This window comes from Deltaproteobacteria bacterium PRO3 (assembly GCA_030263375.1).
Taxonomy (GTDB): domain Bacteria; phylum UBA10199; class UBA10199; order DSSB01; family DSSB01; genus DSSB01.
The window spans coordinates 72695-88825 of the sequence record SZOV01000001.1 but is presented as its reverse complement, the minus strand read 5'-3'; the positions used below and the strand labels follow the sequence as shown (position 1 = coordinate 88825).

At 59.0% G+C, this 16131-nt stretch carries 23 protein-coding genes, 2 tRNA genes and 1 pseudogene; 17 read left to right on the top strand and 9 right to left on the bottom strand.

All coding sequences use genetic code 11. The annotated features are described in order from the left end of the window. Positions 1 to 82: 82 nt before the first annotated feature. From FBR05_00455 to FBR05_00445, 3 genes are read right to left on the bottom strand one after another with little or no spacing between them, the layout of a single operon-like run. Positions 83 to 415 (bottom strand): hypothetical protein, encoded by a 333-nt coding sequence (locus tag FBR05_00455; protein ID MDL1870657.1) that lies wholly within the window; start codon positions 413 to 415, stop codon positions 83 to 85. 46 nt (positions 416 to 461) lie between these two features. After that, positions 462 to 1433 carry an MBL fold metallo-hydrolase gene (locus FBR05_00450; GenBank protein ID MDL1870656.1) on the bottom strand — a complete coding sequence of 324 codons (972 nt, stop codon included), beginning with the start codon at positions 1431 to 1433 and terminating at the stop codon, positions 462 to 464. Between the two features lie 3 nt (positions 1434 to 1436). Further along, on the bottom strand, positions 1437 to 1982 hold the full coding sequence (locus FBR05_00445) for a DUF309 domain-containing protein (protein ID MDL1870655.1): 546 nt from the start codon (positions 1980 to 1982) through the stop codon (positions 1437 to 1439). A gap of 81 nt (positions 1983 to 2063) precedes the next feature. On the opposite strand from FBR05_00445, the gene FBR05_00440 reads away from it, so the two are divergent. Next, positions 2064 to 3995 (top strand): AMP-dependent synthetase, encoded by a 1932-nt coding sequence (locus FBR05_00440; protein ID MDL1870654.1) that lies wholly within the window; start codon positions 2064 to 2066, stop codon positions 3993 to 3995. A gap of 21 nt (positions 3996 to 4016) precedes the next feature. Here FBR05_00440 and FBR05_00435 read toward each other — a convergent pair whose 3' ends face one another. The 3 genes from FBR05_00435 to FBR05_00425 all read right to left on the bottom strand — a co-directional run bounded on the left by FBR05_00435 (position 4017) and on the right by FBR05_00425 (position 5939). Beyond that, positions 4017 to 4601 (bottom strand): hypothetical protein, encoded by a 585-nt coding sequence (locus FBR05_00435; GenBank protein ID MDL1870653.1) that lies wholly within the window; start codon positions 4599 to 4601, stop codon positions 4017 to 4019. Continuing rightward, positions 4570 to 5409, bottom strand: coding sequence for a phosphatase PAP2 family protein (locus FBR05_00430; protein ID MDL1870652.1), 840 nt, complete (start codon positions 5407 to 5409; stop codon positions 4570 to 4572). The genes FBR05_00435 and FBR05_00430 overlap by 32 nt, the downstream gene beginning before the upstream one ends. A 65-nt stretch (positions 5410 to 5474) precedes the next feature. Then, positions 5475 to 5939 carry a hypothetical protein gene (locus FBR05_00425; GenBank protein ID MDL1870651.1) on the bottom strand — a complete coding sequence of 155 codons (465 nt, stop codon included), beginning with the start codon at positions 5937 to 5939 and terminating at the stop codon, positions 5475 to 5477. A 133-nt stretch (positions 5940 to 6072) separates the two neighbouring features. Here FBR05_00425 and FBR05_00420 point away from each other — a divergent pair. Both FBR05_00420 and FBR05_00415 read left to right on the top strand, forming a co-directional pair. Continuing rightward, positions 6073 to 6148, top strand: a tRNA-Gly gene (locus tag FBR05_00420). 54 nt (positions 6149 to 6202) lie between these two features. Then, positions 6203 to 7201: a hypothetical protein gene (locus FBR05_00415; GenBank protein ID MDL1870650.1), complete on the top strand. Its 999-nt coding sequence runs from the start codon at positions 6203 to 6205 to the stop codon at positions 7199 to 7201. Positions 7202 to 7978: 777 nt separating this feature from the next. Here the strand turns inward: FBR05_00415 and FBR05_00410 are convergent. From FBR05_00410 to FBR05_00400, 3 genes are read right to left on the bottom strand one after another with little or no spacing between them, the layout of a single operon-like run. Beyond that, a complete protein-coding gene (locus FBR05_00410; protein ID MDL1870649.1) occupies positions 7979 to 8425 on the bottom strand; it encodes a hypothetical protein in 447 nt (148 codons plus the stop codon). Between the two features lie 23 nt (positions 8426 to 8448). Then, complete coding sequence (locus FBR05_00405) at positions 8449 to 8685, bottom strand: hypothetical protein (protein MDL1870648.1); 237 nt, start codon at positions 8683 to 8685, stop codon at positions 8449 to 8451. Between the two features lie 59 nt (positions 8686 to 8744). Beyond that, positions 8745 to 9092 (bottom strand): helix-turn-helix domain-containing protein, encoded by a 348-nt coding sequence (locus FBR05_00400; protein MDL1870647.1) that lies wholly within the window; start codon positions 9090 to 9092, stop codon positions 8745 to 8747. Positions 9093 to 9163: 71 nt separating this feature from the next. Between FBR05_00400 and FBR05_00395 the strand changes: the two genes are divergently transcribed. From FBR05_00395 to FBR05_00330, 14 genes and pseudogenes are all read left to right on the top strand, one after another. Next, on the top strand, positions 9164 to 9421 hold the full coding sequence (locus tag FBR05_00395; protein MDL1870646.1) for a helix-turn-helix domain-containing protein: 258 nt from the start codon (positions 9164 to 9166) through the stop codon (positions 9419 to 9421). Between the two features lie 50 nt (positions 9422 to 9471). After that, positions 9472 to 9714 carry a hypothetical protein gene (locus FBR05_00390; GenBank protein ID MDL1870645.1) on the top strand — a complete coding sequence of 81 codons (243 nt, stop codon included), beginning with the start codon at positions 9472 to 9474 and terminating at the stop codon, positions 9712 to 9714. Then, positions 9711 to 9980 (top strand): hypothetical protein, encoded by a 270-nt coding sequence (locus FBR05_00385; GenBank protein MDL1870644.1) that lies wholly within the window; start codon positions 9711 to 9713, stop codon positions 9978 to 9980. The genes FBR05_00390 and FBR05_00385 overlap by 4 nt, the downstream gene beginning before the upstream one ends. Before the next feature lie 63 nt (positions 9981 to 10043). Then, complete coding sequence (locus FBR05_00380; protein ID MDL1870643.1) at positions 10044 to 11153, top strand: hypothetical protein; 1110 nt, start codon at positions 10044 to 10046, stop codon at positions 11151 to 11153. After that, positions 11150 to 11341 (top strand): hypothetical protein, encoded by a 192-nt coding sequence (locus FBR05_00375; GenBank protein ID MDL1870642.1) that lies wholly within the window; start codon positions 11150 to 11152, stop codon positions 11339 to 11341. Before FBR05_00380 ends, FBR05_00375 begins: the two co-directional genes overlap by 4 nt. 73 nt (positions 11342 to 11414) lie before the next feature. Continuing rightward, on the top strand, positions 11415 to 11627 hold the full coding sequence (locus FBR05_00370) for a hypothetical protein (protein MDL1870641.1): 213 nt from the start codon (positions 11415 to 11417) through the stop codon (positions 11625 to 11627). Continuing rightward, the gene (locus tag FBR05_00365) at positions 11624 to 11824 is read left to right on the top strand and encodes a hypothetical protein (GenBank protein MDL1870640.1); all 201 of its coding nucleotides are present in this window, start codon (positions 11624 to 11626) and stop codon (positions 11822 to 11824) included. Before FBR05_00370 ends, FBR05_00365 begins: the two co-directional genes overlap by 4 nt. Further along, a tRNA-Ile gene (locus FBR05_00360) sits at positions 11815 to 11889 on the top strand. Before FBR05_00365 ends, FBR05_00360 begins: the two co-directional genes overlap by 10 nt. Before the next feature lie 208 nt (positions 11890 to 12097). Then, complete coding sequence (locus FBR05_00355) at positions 12098 to 12559, top strand: DUF559 domain-containing protein (protein ID MDL1870639.1); 462 nt, start codon at positions 12098 to 12100, stop codon at positions 12557 to 12559. 79 nt (positions 12560 to 12638) lie between these two features. After that, a complete protein-coding gene (locus FBR05_00350) occupies positions 12639 to 13352 on the top strand; it encodes an HNH endonuclease (protein MDL1870638.1) in 714 nt (237 codons plus the stop codon). Next, positions 13349 to 14719 (top strand): replicative DNA helicase, encoded by a 1371-nt coding sequence (gene dnaB / locus FBR05_00345; GenBank protein MDL1870637.1) that lies wholly within the window; start codon positions 13349 to 13351, stop codon positions 14717 to 14719. Before FBR05_00350 ends, dnaB begins: the two co-directional genes overlap by 4 nt. Beyond that, complete coding sequence (locus FBR05_00340; protein ID MDL1870636.1) at positions 14716 to 15117, top strand: VRR-NUC domain-containing protein; 402 nt, start codon at positions 14716 to 14718, stop codon at positions 15115 to 15117. The genes dnaB and FBR05_00340 overlap by 4 nt, the downstream gene beginning before the upstream one ends. After that, positions 15114 to 15419 carry a hypothetical protein gene (locus tag FBR05_00335; GenBank protein ID MDL1870635.1) on the top strand — a complete coding sequence of 102 codons (306 nt, stop codon included), beginning with the start codon at positions 15114 to 15116 and terminating at the stop codon, positions 15417 to 15419. The genes FBR05_00340 and FBR05_00335 overlap by 4 nt, the downstream gene beginning before the upstream one ends. Then, positions 15420 to 15749, top strand: a pseudogene (locus FBR05_00330) (pentapeptide repeat-containing protein). Positions 15750 to 16131: the final 382 nt, after the last annotated feature.

The following is a 16131-nucleotide window of genomic DNA, read 5'->3' as shown; positions in this document are numbered from 1 at the left end:
GTGTCTAAGTTTTTCGGGAAAAACCTTGGCGAAATTTCCAACTCCGATACTGCGGCACTTGTTCTCCCACTTGATTTGAAGCTTATTTCGATTCTTTCTTATCCCCGGTCTCGCCGGTGAAGAAATTCTTGATGGCCCCGCCGGCCTTCTTGAAGCCGCGCCCGGTGGCCTTGCCACCCTTGACGATGCCGCGCCCGGCTGCCTTGAATCCCTTTTCCATCTCGCTGCCCGCCGTTTTGAAGCCGCGCCCCACCACGTAGATGCCGCCCTTCTTGCCGCTTTCGCCGCCGACCGGCTTTTCTTCTTTGGCGTCCTGCTCGACGGTCTTGCCGTTGCCGCTCTCGGCCGCCGCGAGGGGAGGGCAGAATTGGGTTGTTCCAAAAATCACCAACAATATCAGGAATAGGCGTTTCATAATCGCTCCACCGGTTTTATTTTAAGACTGTGCGGAAAGGCAAAGGTCACAAGCTTTTTTCCATCGCCTTTCGGACCTTCTCCAAGGCCTTTGAATCATGAATCGGGACCAATGTCACCTCATTGCTGTGGGCGATCAGCTCGGCGAGCCTTTGGCGGACGAGGCGCGCCCGGGCCTTGTCCAGGTCGCTGGTCCATTCGGCCAGCCGGGAGCGGGCCTCCGGCCGGCCTTCCGCGTCCACCGACCACAGCGCGTCGCCGACTAAGAGGAAGCGGTTGCCGCCGCGCAAATTGACGAAGACCCCCAAGGAGCCGGGGGTGTGGCCGTCCAAGGAGACGAGGACGATACTTTGGTCCCCGAAGAGATCCAGGCTTTGCGGGAAGTTTTCATAGGGCTTGTCCTGCAGGCTTAAGCCCTGCAAGCGCTCGCCCAAGGCCGAAATATGGTGTGGGTAGACGCCGTGGGCCTCGGAACGCGCGGCGTCGAGGGCGAAGGCCCGCTCCGCTTCGAGCACCTTGACCGGGATGTCGGGGAAATCCAGGGTGCCACCGACATGGTCCCAGTGCAGGTGGCTCAGCAGGAAGAAGTCCCGATTGGGATCCAGCGGGGGAAATTCGGGGTTTTTCGCCAGGGGCAGGGTCGGCGTGAAAAACCACTGCGCGAAGCGGCCCTGGATCCAAGGCGCCCTGGCGTTCTCTTCCGCGAAGCCCGTTCCCAGTCCCGAATCCAGGACCGCCCGGCCCCGCGGGTGCTCGATCAGGACGGCGCCGTGGGTCATGCGCCGTTTGGCGAAAAAGGACCCGCCGCGGACGGCGTAGGCCTCGGGCGCTTCGGAATAGCCCGTCTCGAAGACCTGGAGGCGCAGTTTCGGCAGCTTGTCGAAGGCCGGCCGCGGCGCGAAGGCGGCAGGGGAGAGGGACGGGTCTTCCATCGGCCAACGGAGGATTAGAATTACCGCCAAGAGGACCAGCAGGAAGAGGGTGACGCCGACGCGGAGGAGCTTTTTGATCAGGCGCATGGCTTAGGATTCGAGGATGAGGGCGGGGAAGCTGGTGAAATGCAGGGCGTCGGTGGCCTCGCCCTCGCCGGGCTCGAGGCAGGAACAGAAGGTTTCGATTTTTTTGAGCCAGTCCTCGAGGTCGAGGCCCATCAGGTGCCGCATCTTGTGCTGGGCCATCTCTTTGAGGCAAAACTGCAGGCGCTTGGTGGCCTCGCGCAGCAGGCTTTCGAAGCCCTTTCGGTTGCCGGAGAAAAGCTTCAGCAGGGCCGCTGAAAATTGGATGAGGCCCTGGAGGTACTGGCCCTCCATGTCGTTTTTTTGAGTGGTCAGCCAGATGCTCTCCCAGGCCTCGTGGGCCTCCCACCAGTAACCGTTGTTGAAGAGGTCGACACCGTAGAGGTAGAGGTCGTTCTGCTTCCACTTTTCGTGGGGCAGGTATTCGGGCTTCTCTTCCTCTTTTTTGTAACTGTGCCCCTTGGGATCGATGACGGGATGCGGGTGCACGCTGGGCACGTAGCGGTACTTGGGAAAGCTCTTTTGGGAATAGCGGGGAACGGCTAATTGCATAGGGATATTTTTGTTGAAGCTATTGGACAATGAGATATCAGTTTTCCGACCCGAAACCTATCCTTTTTTAGGGAGCGCGCCATGTCCGAGATCGTCTGGAAACCCTACGGCGACTATTTGGAAAAATCCAACATCACCCGGTTTATGCGAAAGCACGGGATCGCCGACTACGACGCCTTGATCCGCCGCTCCTGCGAGGACACCGAGTGGTTCTGGACAGAATGCCTGAAGGATCTCCAAATCCGCTGGCAGCGCCCCTACGACAAATTGCTCGATGCCTCCGAGGGATTTCCCTGGGCCAAGTGGTTCCTGGGCGGAAAGCTGAACATCGTCGACCACTGTCTCGACCGCCCGGTCGAGCTGGGACACGGCGCCAAGACGGCCTTTATTTGGGAGGGCGACTGCGGCGCCGTGAAGAAGCTCAGCTACGGCGAGCTGCAGGATCAGGTCGGCAAGCTGGCCGCGGCCTTGAAGGCGCTGGGGGTCGGGGAGGGAGATCGCGTCGGGCTGTACCTGCCGATGATCCCCGAGATGGTGGTGAGCTTTTTCGCCTGCCTCAAGCTGGGCGCGATCGTCATCCCGATCTTCTCCGGCTTTGGGCCCGAGCCGCTCGCGGTGCGCCTGAAAAACGCCGAGGCGAAGGTCCTCATCACCGCCGACGGCTCCCTGCGCCGGGGCAAGGAGGTGGCGATCAAGCAGAGCGCCGACCTTGCGCTGAAGGACGTGCCCTCGGTGAAGCACGTCGTCGTGGCGAAACGCCTGTTCAAAGAGGTCCCCTGGCAGGAGGGGCGCGACCTGTGGTTCGACGAGCTCCTGAAGGCGGGGCATCCCCCGGTGCCGACGGCCCAGCTCGACGCCGAGGCCCGTTGCATGATCATCTACACCTCGGGGACCACGGGCCTCCCGAAGGGCACGGTCCACACGCACGCCGGCTGCTTGGCGCAGATGACGAAGGAAGTCGCCTATTATTTCGACACCAAGCCGGAGGACGTCTTTTTTTGGGTCACCGACATCGGTTGGATGATGGGTCCCTGGGAGATGATCGGCACCACCGCGCTGGGAGCGACCTTCGTGATCTTCGAGGGGGCGCCGGATTACCCGCAGCCAGACCGGCTTTGGGACGTAGTGCAGCGCCACGGTGTGACCATCTTCGGGATCTCGCCGACGGCGATCCGCCTGCTGATGAAGTCGGACGAGTCCTGGGTGAAGAGGCACGATTTAAGCCGGCTGCGCATCCTGGGTTCCACCGGCGAGCCCTGGGACCCGCAGTCCTACCGCTGGTTTTTCGACAAGGTTGGCGGCGGCCGCTGCCCGATCATCAACATCAGCGGCGGCACCGAGATCGTCGGCTGTCTCTTGGCGCCGCTGCCGATCACGGCGCTTAAGCCCGCGACGCTGCGAGGTCCGGGCTTAGGCATGGACGTCGACGTCTTCGACGAGGACGGCAAGCCGCTGCGCGGCGAGGTGGGCTATTTGGTGTGCAAGAAGCCGGCGCCTTCGATGACGAAGGGTTTCTGGAACGACAAGGAGCGCTACCTCGAGACCTATTTTTCCAAGTGGCCGAATCTCTGGTTTCACGGCGACTGGGCGATCGTCGACGAGGACGGTTTTTGGTTTTTGCAGGGCCGGGCCGACGACACGATCAAGGTCTCGGGCCGGCGCACCGGGCCGGCGGAGATCGAGGCGGCGCTGCTGCGGCACCCCGCTTGCGCCGAGGCCGCGGCGATCGGCGTCCCGCACGAGATCAAGGGCGAGGGCATCGTCTGCTTCGTCGTCTTGAAGGGGGATTACCGCGCAGGCGAGGCCCTGGCGGCCGAATTGTCCGAGAAGGTCGGCGAGGTTCTGGGCAAGACGCTACGGCCCGAGAAGGTGATCTTCGTTCCCGCCCTGCCGAAGACGCGCTCGGCCAAGATCGTGCGCGGGGCGATCAAGAAGCGGTACTTGGGAAAGCCCTTGGGGGATCTGTCGTCGGTGGAGAATCCGGACGCGCTGGAGGCGATAGAGCCGCTGTAGGGGCGAACACAAGGTTCGCCCTTACAGAAAATATCGCGCCACGACCCCGCCCAAGATCGGCAGCAGCAAATTATCCACGCCCTCGATCGACAACGCCTCGATGAGCGAGGCCACCATTGCCGTGATCAGCGCCCCTTGCGGCCCGAGTAGCGGAATCAACACCACCACCGCCGAGACGAAGAAGGCGAAGGTCCCCAGGTAGGTCTTCTTCAGAAAGAAGATCCGCCGCACGCCGAATTTCATCCCGATCAGCGCCGCGAAGGCGTCGCAGAGGCAGGCGAGCAGGGCGCCCGCGAAGGCCGCGCGCAAGGGTAGGAAGTGCGCGGAGATCCCCAGCCCCACCGCGAGGAAGATCGGCGCCAAGTCCATGTGGGAGGAGCGGGTCAGGCGCTCGCTCAAGTAGCCGATGATCGGCAGCGAGGGCTTTTGCGAGAGGCGCCGCAGCTCGGCGATGTAATAGAGGGCGCAGACCACAGCCGTTACCGCGGTGGAAACCCTGGGATAATAATGAAAGGCGAAGGGCGCGAGCAGGCCCGGGAGGTGAAGCGACTTCCGCTTCAGCTCGCGCTGGATTTCAGTAGAGGTAGGTGAATCCGAGACCGACATTTTTACCGGATACCTGGGGCGTCAGGAAAAAGTTAGGATGTTCCTTCTTGTGAAATTTCGCGGTGCCGACGCCGATCACGGTGCCGAGCACCGCTCCCATGACGACGTCGCTAAGAAAATGCTTATAGCTGTCCACGCGACTGATCGAAACCAAGGAAGCGAGGGCATAGGAAGGCACCCCCGCCTTCCAGCCGTAGAAGGTGGTCAACACCCCCGCCGCCGTGAAGGCCGCGGTGGCGTGTCCGCTGGGAAAACCGAAATTGCCGCCGTCGGGCCTTTCTCTGCGAAAGGAGAATTTGGCGATGGTGCTTATTCCCATGGAGAGGATCAAGGCCTCGGTCAAGGCCCGGCTGGTGACGGCCAATTTGGGATGATGGGTGTTGGCCGCGACGATCCAGGTGATCAGCGAGACGCCGCCGATGGTGTAGGGCGAGAGGGTCCAGCCGATGATGTCGTTGCCGGTGTCGCCGAACAGGGCGTTGGGTTGAAAACTATTTTGCAGGTCGTCGTCGACGCTGTGCAACCCGGCCGTCAAGCCGATGCCCAGGCCGAAGGCCAGGCCCCCCCAGCCCCAAAACGACTCCTTCATGCTGAGGCCCAGGTCCCGCGGAATCTCTTTGAAGACGAACTTCCCGGCGGTCGCGGATCTTTCGCCGAACTCGGTGTCCTGAGGCGACAACTGGATGTCGGGGGCGCTCTCGGCGGCCGGGGCGGGGTCTTGGGCGGCCTCCTTGGCGGCCAAGAGGGCGGGCGAGGCCCATTGCAGGCCGAGGGTGCCGAGGAGGCATAGGCAAAGCAGGCGTTTCATTGGGCAGGGGCCCTAGCACCCGGGCGGTGGGGCCGCAATCAATATTCGGTAGACATCTTGGGTACCTAGAGTGCGTCGGAGGCGGTGCCGGCCGAGGGCTGCTTGACGGGGGCGCCGGTCGTGGCCTTGGTCTTGTCGCCGCTCAGTCCGGTGGCGGAGAGGGGGACCTTCTTTCCCTGGCCGGCCTGGTATCCGCCCAAAAATCCGCTTTTGAAACCTGAGACGAAGCTGGCCTGCGAGCCGTATTCGCTGCGGAAGTATTTTTCGGGTTTGTTGAAGGCCTCGTGGCGCTTGGGGTCGGGCTTGAGCTTTTGCTCGAGGTCGGCCTTGCCGGCCTTTTTGCCAAGGTCGTAGCCGATCTCGATGCCGCGCTTGCGGGCGGGGTCGCCGACGAAGCCGGTCTTGCGCGCCTCGTTGGCCTTGGCTGACTTGCCGCCGGAGCTTTGGGCCAGGGCTTGATCGGGGATTTGGGTCGTGAGGAGGGGTAAAATAAGAAATAAAGGCAACAACGACTTCCGTGGCGAAAACATAGCTTGGAGCGGCTCCTTGAACCTGTATTATGTTCCGAGTATTGTACGCCGATAGCACGGGCTCTTGTCCAGGGTCGAGAAAAAGCCGGTGATTGACAGGGAAAAGGCGCTGGAATAAGACCGAAAACCACCTGCGGGAATAGCTCAGTTGGTAGAGCATCAGCTTCCCAAGCTGAGGGCCACGGGTTCGAATCCCGTTTCCCGCTCAATGATTTCAATGGGTTGCACCGGATGCCATTTCCGGTGCAACCCTCCTGCAACCCATGGCTTTTATTTTCTACCGCAAGACCGGCTGGGTCCTCATCGACAAGCGCGAGCGAGTCTGGAAGAAGCTCGGCCGGATTTCCAAGGCCGAGGCCAAGGCCGTCCTGCTGCGCTACGAGACCGACCGCAACTACCTCCGCCTCGATCTTCCCCTCGCCGCCCACCGCATCACCTTGCGTCGGCTCTGCGACGCCTACATCGAGGATATTCGCGGAGCGAAAGGCGCCTACACCGTGGACCGCGAGGAAAAGCTGCTCGAGCACTTCTGCCGGCAGGCCTTCGGGGAGAAGACCTTCGGCGATGCCCTCATCAACGAGCTGACGGGCCGGGATTTGGAAAAATACCTCGCGGCCAAGGGGTACAAGGCCTATTCGGCCCACAACGTCGCCAAGGCCCTCCGCGGCGCTTACAAGTTCGCCGTCGAGCGGCGCTACCTCTCGCACAATCCGATCCTCGACGCCAGGCTTCCGAAGGTCGAAAAGCTCCCGCCGCGGGCCGCCGACCCGAAGGCCGTCGAGAAGATCCTCGCGGAGCTCTCAGGGGCGGCGAAGCAATATTACCTTTTGCTGGCTTATTCCGGCATGCGCCCCGGCGAGGGCGTCGCCCTCCAGGTCCGGGACGTGACCAAAGACGGGCTTATCGTCCGCTCGAATAAAACGAAGACCTTCCGCGTCGTTCCGATCCATCCCTGCCTTCGCTTGACCCTTGGCCTCCTCAAAAAAGGCAAGGGCCCCAACGACTACCTTTTCCCGAACGGAGCCGGCGGCCACGTCCTGTCCTTCAAGAAGTCCTTCCGCGAGGCCGCGAAACGCGCCAAGGTCAAGGGCGCCTTCCCCTACGCCCTCCGGCATTTCTTCGCGACCCAGGTCTTAAAGAACACCGGCGACCTGCGCGCGGTGCAGACCCTCCTCGGACACTCGCGGTCCACCACGACCGAGCGCTACGCACACTCGCTGGGCGAGAGCCTCAAGAAGGCCGTGCGGTCGCTGGGAAAATAAAAAACCCCGACGCATTGCCGGGGTCAAACCTTTTTGGGTTTATCACTGGGAAGTGAGTACCCACCTTATCGCATTTATCGCGGAAAATAGCAATAACGAGATGGGTTAAAAAATACCACCAATATTTTCTTGAATTATTATGAGCTGTTAGGATGGACTTCGAATTCAGGACATTTTTTTTGAGCCTTCGCCAATAAAAAAATAAGCCAGGATAAACCAGGCAAAGAAATATCATATATAGATGATACCGCATTATTACGTGGGTAAAAAAATACCCTGCTGAACCGGCCCAAAAAATGTGAATTTTAGAAGGGGTCTCGCAAGAGATGAGATCTTGGGGGCCCCTCGATAACGCACCCACCGCGACGAGAACCGAAAGGGCGGAAAAATCTCGAGACCCTGGGAAGTGAGGATGCCGCGGCGGCTTTTTCGCGGGAGCAATCCCGACCCTCGACCGCCCGAGTAAGATTTAGACATCCTCCGAAAGGGACAAGGCTGGATCCGGCGAAGGCCGGCGGTGATACCCAAAAGTGCTGGCGACACTCTAAAAACGCATCCAGCGCTATATCGCGTCCTTCTCACTCTCTCAGACCATAGATGTCCGGCGAAATTCAGACCCGCGCTTTTTTTTTATTTCGCTGCCTGATCCAAAAAGCCCCAAATTCTGGGGCCGATCACCGTCACAGGGAGAGCCTTGCCCAAAAATAAAGTTTCACGGGAAACCGTTAAAAAGACGGTTTATTCTGGTCATTGAACCCTTAAGAAATCCTTGTGAGTTCAACCGGGATTCCCGGTCTCATGCTGCGCGATCGGCGGCGCCGGGATGCGGACCCGCTGCACGATGGAGGTTTTCAACTCCTTCCCGTCGGGCTTGCGCAGGAACATCTTGTCCTTGTCCAGGCGGACCTCGATCTCGTCCCCAACGATCCACTGCGGCTTGTGGCTCCAGAGGTACTTCGCCGAATACTCGGTCTGATAGAGGATCCCATCAAGGGCGACGATGAAATTGAATTCCTTGTACCGGCGTGTGATCGGGGCGCTGGAGCCGTAGCCCGTGGCCGTGTTGCCGTAGGCGTTCACGGTCGCGGTGTTCCAGTAGGAGGTGATGGCCTGGGTTTGGTAGCCCATGTCGAGGAGGCGGGCCTTCTGGTACTGCTTGGGCTCGCCGGCCTCGGCGGCGACGGCGAGCAGGAGTAGGGAGGCGATGAGTGCTGTGCGGAGCATGGTTTTTCCTTTCTCCTTACCCGTTATTCTTTGAGTCCGTTGAATCTGATGCAGTTAAGATAAGCCAAGGATTTTTCCTGCAAAATAAACTGACGTGTTGCGGCAGGGAATGAATCGTTTTTGGGAATCTTGGTCATCAGCCTAGCAATATGTTGATCGCTCTCTCCTTCACACATATGGCGGATATAAGATGGCCTGGCGCCAAACCAAATAAACCCAAGAAGGACCACAATCAGAATTGCCAAAAGGTTTTTATTCATCCTAGCCCCGCTCCCTCAACATCAACCCAAGGGTAGGGAGAGGGAGGTAATCAACCATGCTATTTCCCAATTTTTGCAAACTCCTCAGCCGTCTCCAAAATAATCTTCCGATTTTTTGGGGAGTCAATGCCGCGAAAATTCAGTACAAGGGATTTCTCCTCATCTTGAAGTGGCCCGAGGTCTCTCGGGTCATAGGAAGAAAATAGCTCCCAAACCTTGACCCCAAGCAACTTGGCGACGGCCGGTAAATATTCGGCCTTCAGCGGCACATCTCCGTTCTCCACGGAGCTTGCGCCAGATTCACTAATATTTCCAATGACTTTGCCAAGTTGCTTCAAGGTAATCCCCTTCGCCTTTCGAACCTCGAAAATCTTCTGAAGAAGTGGCGAAGGTTTTTTCTCAATCATGGCAAATACTTAGCCAATAACTAATTTTATATCCATAAACTCAGTTGACAGCTGAGTTGATAAAGCATAACTTGGCTATCATCAAAGTTATGGAACTCACTTTTGGCGAAAACTTGAGGTTGATGCGGGTGCGGGCCGGGAAAACCGCAAAAGAGGTGGCCGCCTTGGCGGTGACTGATGACCACCCCAACGGCTTCCACGATGCCACGATCTGCAAATGGGAGAAGACGGTGCGAAGCTGGAAGTCTCTCCCCTTTGCCTGGATCGAGGCTCTCGCCGCGGCGATTGGCTGCCCCGTCGATGACCTCAAAAAAGAAAAGGCTGCCTAAAGTCTACCGCCTCCTTGGGGGCGCCCAAAAGACGCAAAGGCAAGGTTTGAATGGAGATCCTCAACACTCAGGAAGCCGCGAAACTCCTCCGATACCGGAACGTCAAGTCGTTCCGCGACGCGCTGCCGAGCCTGATCGCCGCCGGGATGCCGGCGAAGCGGATGGGCCTCGGGGCCCGGGCGCGCTGGCGCTTCGTCAAAGAGAAGCTCGAGGCCTGGGTGGCAGAGGACAGGGGCTTTGATCTTCGGTCGTCTTTGGTTCCGGGTAAAAACCAAGAAAGGAAGACGGGATGAGCAACCACAGCATGAGCATGTTTGGAGTCTGCACCTGCGAAGTCTGCATGGGGCAGGAGATCCCCGAGCCGGACGGCCGCGAGTGCGCCGACTGCGGGAAGCCCATCGAGAACCGCGAGGCCTTCGACGCCGAGCAGGATTCGGACGGCGACTGGCGCTTCTATCATGCCTCCTGCCCGAGCATGGATGCGCCGATCAACGAGCCGGACGGCGCGGTCGTCCAGGAGCCGATGGCGGTGGTGAATCAGAGGATTTGCGAAATCTGAAAAAGAAAGCCCCGAGCTGTAACTCGGGGCTGGTTTTGTAAACTTGAGAATGGAGGCTTCTTTATGACCCAGGAACAAAAAAAAGTCAACCTCGGAGGGCTGTCACTTTTGAAACCCGCCGTCAACACGACCGCTTTTTTGAAGGCCGGCATCCACGGTTTCGCTGGCTCCGGCAAGACCTTTACCGCCACCGAGCTAGCCATCGGGCTGAGCAAGGAAATTGGGGATGGGAAACCGGTAGCTTTCTTCGACACCGAAACCGGGTCCGATTATGTCATCAGCCGTTTCACTGCGGCAGGCATCCAGTTGCTCGTCCACAAGGGCCGGGCCTTTAAGGACCTTATCACCTTCATGCAGGAGGCGCAGCAGGTCTGCTCGGTTGCCATCATCGACTCGATTTCGCATGTCTGGACGGAGCTGCGCGAGGCCTACGAGCGCAAGAAGAACCGCCAAAACGGGCTGCTCTTCCAAGATTGGGGCCCGATCAAGGCCGAGTGGCGGCACTTTACCGATCTGTATCTCAACGCCCGTCTGCACGCGATCATCTGCGGTCGAGCTGGCTACGAGTACGACTTCGAAAAGGATGAGAGCGGCAAGAAGGACTTAGTCAAGACCGGAACAAAGATGAAGGCCGAGGGAGAATTCGGGTATGAGCCCAGTCTTTCGCTCGAGATGGAGCGGATCCCCGCCGAAGGGAAGGGCTTCATCAACCGCTGCACGGTGCTTAAGGACCGCACCAACACCATGAACGGGAAGTGGATCGACTATCCGAAGTACAAGGACTTCCGCACGGTGGTCAACTTCCTGAACATCAAAGGCGACCACCTGGGCCTCGACACGTCCACGACCTCGGAGGATCTATTCGAGTCCACGGACCATTCCTGGGCCCGACGGCAGAAGCAGACCGAGATCACCCTCGATCTCATCAAAAGCGAGTTCGTCGAGGCTGATCTGGACGGTACTGGGATCCCGGCGAAAAAGGCCCGCATCGCCCTGCTCGAGGAAGTCTTCGGAACCAAGAGTTGGGAAGAGGTGACCACGCTGCGGCTTGAAGACCTACAAGCTGGGCTCGACCAGCTGAAAAACCGCGACCTCAATGCGTGGCGCGTCAACTTCCTCAAGGGTATTTCGGGCAAGGGACTGGCCGAGGCCGGGAAGGCGGTGGGTGAATGAAAAAATGCGAAGATCAGGGGCATGACGAGTGTGTCTACAACGATCAAGACGAGTGCCCGGCTTGTGACGCCTTAGCTAAGCTCGACCGTGAACATGAAAAGGTCGAGGAAGCCGAAGCGGAAATCGAGCGTCTCAACGAAAGAATTGATGAACTGAAAGCGGACCTGCGAGAAGCGCAGTCCGCCTGACAACTAAACGTAAACTTCAAGCCGTTCCGGGTAACCCGGGCCGTAGGTTGGAAGGCAGCGGCCCGGGATTATTATGAACATTTTCAATAAGCTGAAAAATCTCATCCGTAAAAAAACTCCGGGCGGTGCTGACGACCGCCGCCTAACCGAGGAAGAGATGCAGCGCGCGGTCTTCCGTCTCGGCGAGAAGTTCCCCCTTAAGGGGCGGTGGTGGGTGGTGAGCGATTTGACCTTGAAGAGCGTCGTGATCGTGCCTGTGGGCCCGACGAGAAAGGCTCAGGGATGAAGAGATTTTGCACGTACTGCGGCGAGCAGCGCAGCTCGGCTCACTTCCGCAAGAGCAAGTGTCACCCCGAGCGTCCCGGGAATTGGGCCGGGAGCATTCTGCACTCGCGCTCTTATGTGCGCCACGGCGACGGCTTGAGCGAGTCGCCGATGAGGAAGCGCCTGCGGCGGGTGCCGCGAACGAAACCTGCGGAGTAGCGAAGCGGTATCGCGCCACCCTGATAAGGTGGAGGTCGCCAGTTCGACCCTGGCCTCCGCAACAATCCTCCCCCGCTGGACCTGGGGAAGCAGTAAAAATTGGCCCGAAAAGGGTGGCTCCGGAAGATTAAGTCGGTGACTAAGCGGTACAGGCGGCCTTAGGGCGCGGTCCTCCTGCTTCCGACCGAAAAGACGATGCCACCTTTCCACGCCGAGTCCAAAGGGCTGTGACAAGGCCAGCCACGGCAGGGATAGGGCCTCTTTAAGGAATTTATGAGCCCAAAGATCGAGGAAGAGCAAAACCAGGATGTTGCCGCCGGCGTACTGCAGAAGCTCAATCAGATCGGCCAGGTAAAAGCCGCCTTCTGGGTTACTCACTTGATCCTCGACTTCCAACGCCTAGGGATCGAGAGTCCTGTCGAACAACTCTTCTTCGCCTGGTGGAAATACCTGCGCGCCGACAAGCACCACGAACTTTTACCCCAGTTTCAGATCGGAAAATATTTCGTCGATTTCCTCATCGACGGGACAAAGATCGTCGTCGAGATCGACGGGCATTGGCACGAGAAGACCAAGGAGCAGGTCAAAAAGGACCGTCAACGTGAACGTGCCATCGAGAGGGAAGGTTTTCACGTGGTCCGTTTCACCGGAAGCGAGGTCTATCATGAGCCTCAGCGGTGCATCGGGGAGACGATTCAGATGATTTTGAAGTGGAGTGAAGGTGAAAAATCCTAGCTTCCAATTCTATCCGGGTGACTGGCTGCGAGACAACGTGGCTGGGTGTTCCCTGGCGGCCCAAGGATTGTGGCTGCGTATGATGATCCTTGCGCACGACTGCGAGCCCTATGGCGTGTTAGAGCGCAACGGCAAAACAATTCCAAACGACGTGATCGCGCGGCAGTGCGGTTGCGATCCGGCGGAGTTTGAGCGGTTGTTTAAAGAGCTTGAAGACGCCGGGGTTCCCGGTCGCACCCGCAGAGGTGCTATCTACAGCAGACGCATGGTCCGTGACGCCGAAAATAGACTGGCAATAAAAAAGTCCAAATCAGCCTCCGGGCAGGAAGGAGCAAAAAGCAAATGGATGAATAACGGAAATATAAGCGGGCTTAAAAGAAGTCAGCGACTGCAGGAGGCTAGGGCAAAAGGCACACACACCAAAGATGAATGGGAGGCGTTAAAACTGTCCTTCGGTGGGGTGTGCCCGCGTTGCAAAACCTCGGGAAGAAGGATAGTCAAAGACCATATCGTCCCGATTTATCAAGGTGGAAGCGATAGCATTGAAAACATCCAACCACTTTGTAATTACTGCAATTCTTCCAAGGGCGCTGAACGAATAAATTGGAAAGATGCCTGGCAAACGCCTGGCGAAACGCCTGGCGAAAATTTGGAAATGCCTGGCTCTTCATCTTCCTCTTCATCTTCATCTTCAAATAAAAAAGAAAAAAATAAAAAAGAAAAAAGAGACGGGGAGCCCGTGCCGATCCGGCAAGTACTGGCTCGCATGGTCGCGGAGGGTCTTGGCCAATGATGCCCAACGCCATCGAAGCCGAACGCGCCTTCCTGGGGAGCTTATTTTTCGGCGACGACCTCATCACCGACCTCGAGCCGCGGCTTAGGCCCGAGGATTTCTACCGGCCCGAGCACAGTCGGATTTACCGCGCTGCCCTCGGACTGTACGAAAAATCGGAGCCCATCGACGTAATTACCCTTGCCGAGGAACTCAAGCGGCAGGGCGAGAAGGTCGAAGATGGCGTGCTCGCCGACATAGCCTCGGCTGCCGGCACGAGCGTCAACGCCGCGACCCTCTCGGCTATCATCCGCGACAAGGCCTTGCGCCGGCGGATAATCGCGACTGCGGAGGAGATCAGAAACGCCGCCTTGGCTTGCGAGGATGGCGCTGGCGAGGTGCTCGACCGGGCGGAAGGCCTGATCCACCAACTCGGGGACGAAAACGCTCAGGAGGCCACGGAGAGCGTCAAGAGCCTCGCGAAGAGGGCTCTCGACAAAATCGAGTCGCTCAAGACCTCGAAGGGCCTGGTGGGGTTTGATACCGGGTTCACCGATCTCAACCGCCTCACGGCGGGGTTACAGCGCAAAGACCTGGTCATAGTCGCGGGCCGTCCCTCGATGGGCAAGACCGCCTTCGCACTCAACCTCGCGCTGAACGTCGCCAAGCTCTCCCAGGAGGGGACGGCAATATTCAGCCTAGAGATGAGCAACGACTCCCTGGCGCTCCGGATGCTGGCCGCCATGTCCAGGGTTAGCCTCGGGAGGATCCGGACCGGATCTTGCGACGGCCGGGATTGGCAAGCCCTGGTAAAGGCGACCTCGGCACTCTCTAAGGCGAACATAGTCTGCGACGAGTCGAGCAGCCTTTCCCCGCTCGAGCTCCGCGCCCGGGCTCGCCGGATCGTCAAGAAGCACAAGGTTGGGATGGTGATCGTCGATTACCTCCAGCTGATGCGCGGTGAAAGCGCGCGCTGGGAAAACCGAGAGAGGGAGATCGGCGACATTAGCCGCTCGCTTAAATCGCTCGCCAAGGAGCTTGACCTCCCGGTGGTGGCCCTCTCCCAGCTCAACCGCAACCTCGAGTCCCGCGACGACAAGCGCCCCAAGCTCTCAGACCTGCGCGAAAGCGGGAGTATTGAGCAGGATGCGGACCTCGTTCTCTTCCTGTACCGCGACGAGGTTTATCGCCGAAATTCCGAAGACGAGGGCGTCGCCGAAATCATCATCGGCAAGCAGCGCAACGGCCCCCTCGGGACGGCGCGTCTCAGGTTTTTCAACGAGTTCGGGTTGTTCGAGAACCTCGAGGAGCAGAGAAGGGAGCCGTGGCCCGATGCGACGGACCGGAAGTCCTTGGGTGCCGGGGAGATATACGAGGGGGCCTCATGAACCTTGTGAAGCCACGACGTCGCCCCCGCCACATCGAGGAGTCGCTGCAAACGACATGCGTCCAATGGTTTCGCCTGCGCTACCCGGGGCGCCTGATCTTCGCGATACCCAACGGCGGCAAGCGAAACGTCCTGGAGGCCGTGAGGCTCAAAGCCCAAGGGGTCCTGGCTGGGATACCGGATCTCTTCATCCCCGAGCCGTTTCGTGGTCGCCCCGGGCTTTGGGTGGAGATGAAGCGGGAGGACGGGCGACCTACCAAGCACCAGCGGGGAATGATCGAGGTGCTTCGCGCCAAGGGTTACCACGTGGAGGTCTGCAAAACCTTCGACGAATTTCGAGGCGTGGTCGAACGATATTTCAGGGGTTCGGTTGAACAATATTTTGGAGGTGAGGCTTGAGCGAAGACATTTCCCAACGGATCGAGAGCCTGGAGAAGGAATTCAATAAATTCTCATCAGGTCTCATGAACAACGCGAGGCTGCTCCAGGCGCTCCTGGCCGGGCTAGGTATTCAACTCGATGTCACTATGGCCGGCGACAAGATGAACGTGAATTGGAGCGTCCCGCTCGAAGGGCCCGGCAATGGGGTGCTGAAGATGATCCTGACGATGCTTAGGCAGCATGAGCAATCCCTTGCCGGAGCACCGACGCTTATCGCACCGGACGGCACGCGAGTTTTCAAAAACCTTAAGGAGGAATGAATGGCTAAATTCGAGATCAAGCACCGCTGGACTGGAGAGGTCCTATTCGAGATCGAGATCGGTAGCCTGCGCCTCGCAGTTGAGGCCGCCGTCAAGTCCGGGGCGGACCTCTCCGGGGCGGACCTCTCCGGGGCGAACCTCTCCGGGGCGGACCTCTCCAGGGCGAACCTCTACGGGGCGGACCTCTCCAGGGCGGACCTCTCCGGGGCGAACCTCTACGGGGCGGACCTCTCCAGGGCGGACCTCTCCGGGGCGAACCTCTACGGGGCGAACCTCTACGGGGCGGACCTCTACAGGGCGGACCTCTCCGGGGCGAACCTCTACGGGGCGCGCGGCGTCGACCGTTACCGCTCGACGCCGCTGATGATGCTTTTGGACCAGACAGGCCCGATCCGCGCTTACAAGCTGGTAAAGGAGAACGGGCTCGCCCCGTTCAACGGGGGCATTATTTATGAAGTCGGCAAAAGTTACGAGGTCGCGGACGCAAACACGGACGAAACTGAACATTGCGCGGCCGGAATCAACGTAGCCACCCTAGACTGGTGCATCAAGAATTACAAGAAAGGCTGGCGAATCCTAGTTCTCGAATTTACCGCTAAGGACATAGCGGCCATTCCTATAGGAACCGATGGGAAATTTCGGCTCTTCCGGGCGAAGGTTGTCGGAGAAAAAGATTTGCGAGAGATTGGAGTGATTAAAGACGAGGAGAAAG

Excerpts from the sequence above, each read along its gene's own strand:
- FBR05_00455 (MDL1870657.1), bottom strand. The coding sequence starts at position 415 with ATGAAACGCCTATTCCTGATATTGTTGGTGATTTTTGGAACAACCCAA.
- FBR05_00450 (MDL1870656.1), bottom strand. The coding sequence starts at position 1,433 with ATGCGCCTGATCAAAAAGCTCCTCCGCGTCGGCGTCACCCTCTTCCTG.
- FBR05_00445 (MDL1870655.1), bottom strand. The coding sequence starts at position 1,982 with ATGCAATTAGCCGTTCCCCGCTATTCCCAAAAGAGCTTTCCCAAGTAC.
- FBR05_00440 (MDL1870654.1), top strand. The coding sequence starts at position 2,064 with ATGTCCGAGATCGTCTGGAAACCCTACGGCGACTATTTGGAAAAATCC.
- FBR05_00435 (MDL1870653.1), bottom strand. The coding sequence starts at position 4,601 with ATGTCGGTCTCGGATTCACCTACCTCTACTGAAATCCAGCGCGAGCTG.
- FBR05_00430 (MDL1870652.1), bottom strand. The coding sequence starts at position 5,409 with ATGAAACGCCTGCTTTGCCTATGCCTCCTCGGCACCCTCGGCCTGCAA.
- FBR05_00425 (MDL1870651.1), bottom strand. The coding sequence starts at position 5,939 with ATGTTTTCGCCACGGAAGTCGTTGTTGCCTTTATTTCTTATTTTACCC.
- FBR05_00415 (MDL1870650.1), top strand. The coding sequence starts at position 6,203 with ATGGCTTTTATTTTCTACCGCAAGACCGGCTGGGTCCTCATCGACAAG.
- FBR05_00410 (MDL1870649.1), bottom strand. The coding sequence starts at position 8,425 with ATGCTCCGCACAGCACTCATCGCCTCCCTACTCCTGCTCGCCGTCGCC.
- FBR05_00405 (MDL1870648.1), bottom strand. The coding sequence starts at position 8,685 with ATGAATAAAAACCTTTTGGCAATTCTGATTGTGGTCCTTCTTGGGTTT.
- FBR05_00400 (MDL1870647.1), bottom strand. The coding sequence starts at position 9,092 with ATGATTGAGAAAAAACCTTCGCCACTTCTTCAGAAGATTTTCGAGGTT.
- FBR05_00390 (MDL1870645.1), top strand. The coding sequence starts at position 9,472 with ATGGAGATCCTCAACACTCAGGAAGCCGCGAAACTCCTCCGATACCGG.
- FBR05_00385 (MDL1870644.1), top strand. The coding sequence starts at position 9,711 with ATGAGCAACCACAGCATGAGCATGTTTGGAGTCTGCACCTGCGAAGTC.
- FBR05_00380 (MDL1870643.1), top strand. The coding sequence starts at position 10,044 with ATGACCCAGGAACAAAAAAAAGTCAACCTCGGAGGGCTGTCACTTTTG.
- FBR05_00375 (MDL1870642.1), top strand. The coding sequence starts at position 11,150 with ATGAAAAAATGCGAAGATCAGGGGCATGACGAGTGTGTCTACAACGAT.
- FBR05_00370 (MDL1870641.1), top strand. The coding sequence starts at position 11,415 with ATGAACATTTTCAATAAGCTGAAAAATCTCATCCGTAAAAAAACTCCG.
- FBR05_00365 (MDL1870640.1), top strand. The coding sequence starts at position 11,624 with ATGAAGAGATTTTGCACGTACTGCGGCGAGCAGCGCAGCTCGGCTCAC.
- FBR05_00355 (MDL1870639.1), top strand. The coding sequence starts at position 12,098 with ATGAGCCCAAAGATCGAGGAAGAGCAAAACCAGGATGTTGCCGCCGGC.
- FBR05_00350 (MDL1870638.1), top strand. The coding sequence starts at position 12,639 with ATGATGATCCTTGCGCACGACTGCGAGCCCTATGGCGTGTTAGAGCGC.
- dnaB (MDL1870637.1), top strand. The coding sequence starts at position 13,349 with ATGATGCCCAACGCCATCGAAGCCGAACGCGCCTTCCTGGGGAGCTTA.
- FBR05_00340 (MDL1870636.1), top strand. The coding sequence starts at position 14,716 with ATGAACCTTGTGAAGCCACGACGTCGCCCCCGCCACATCGAGGAGTCG.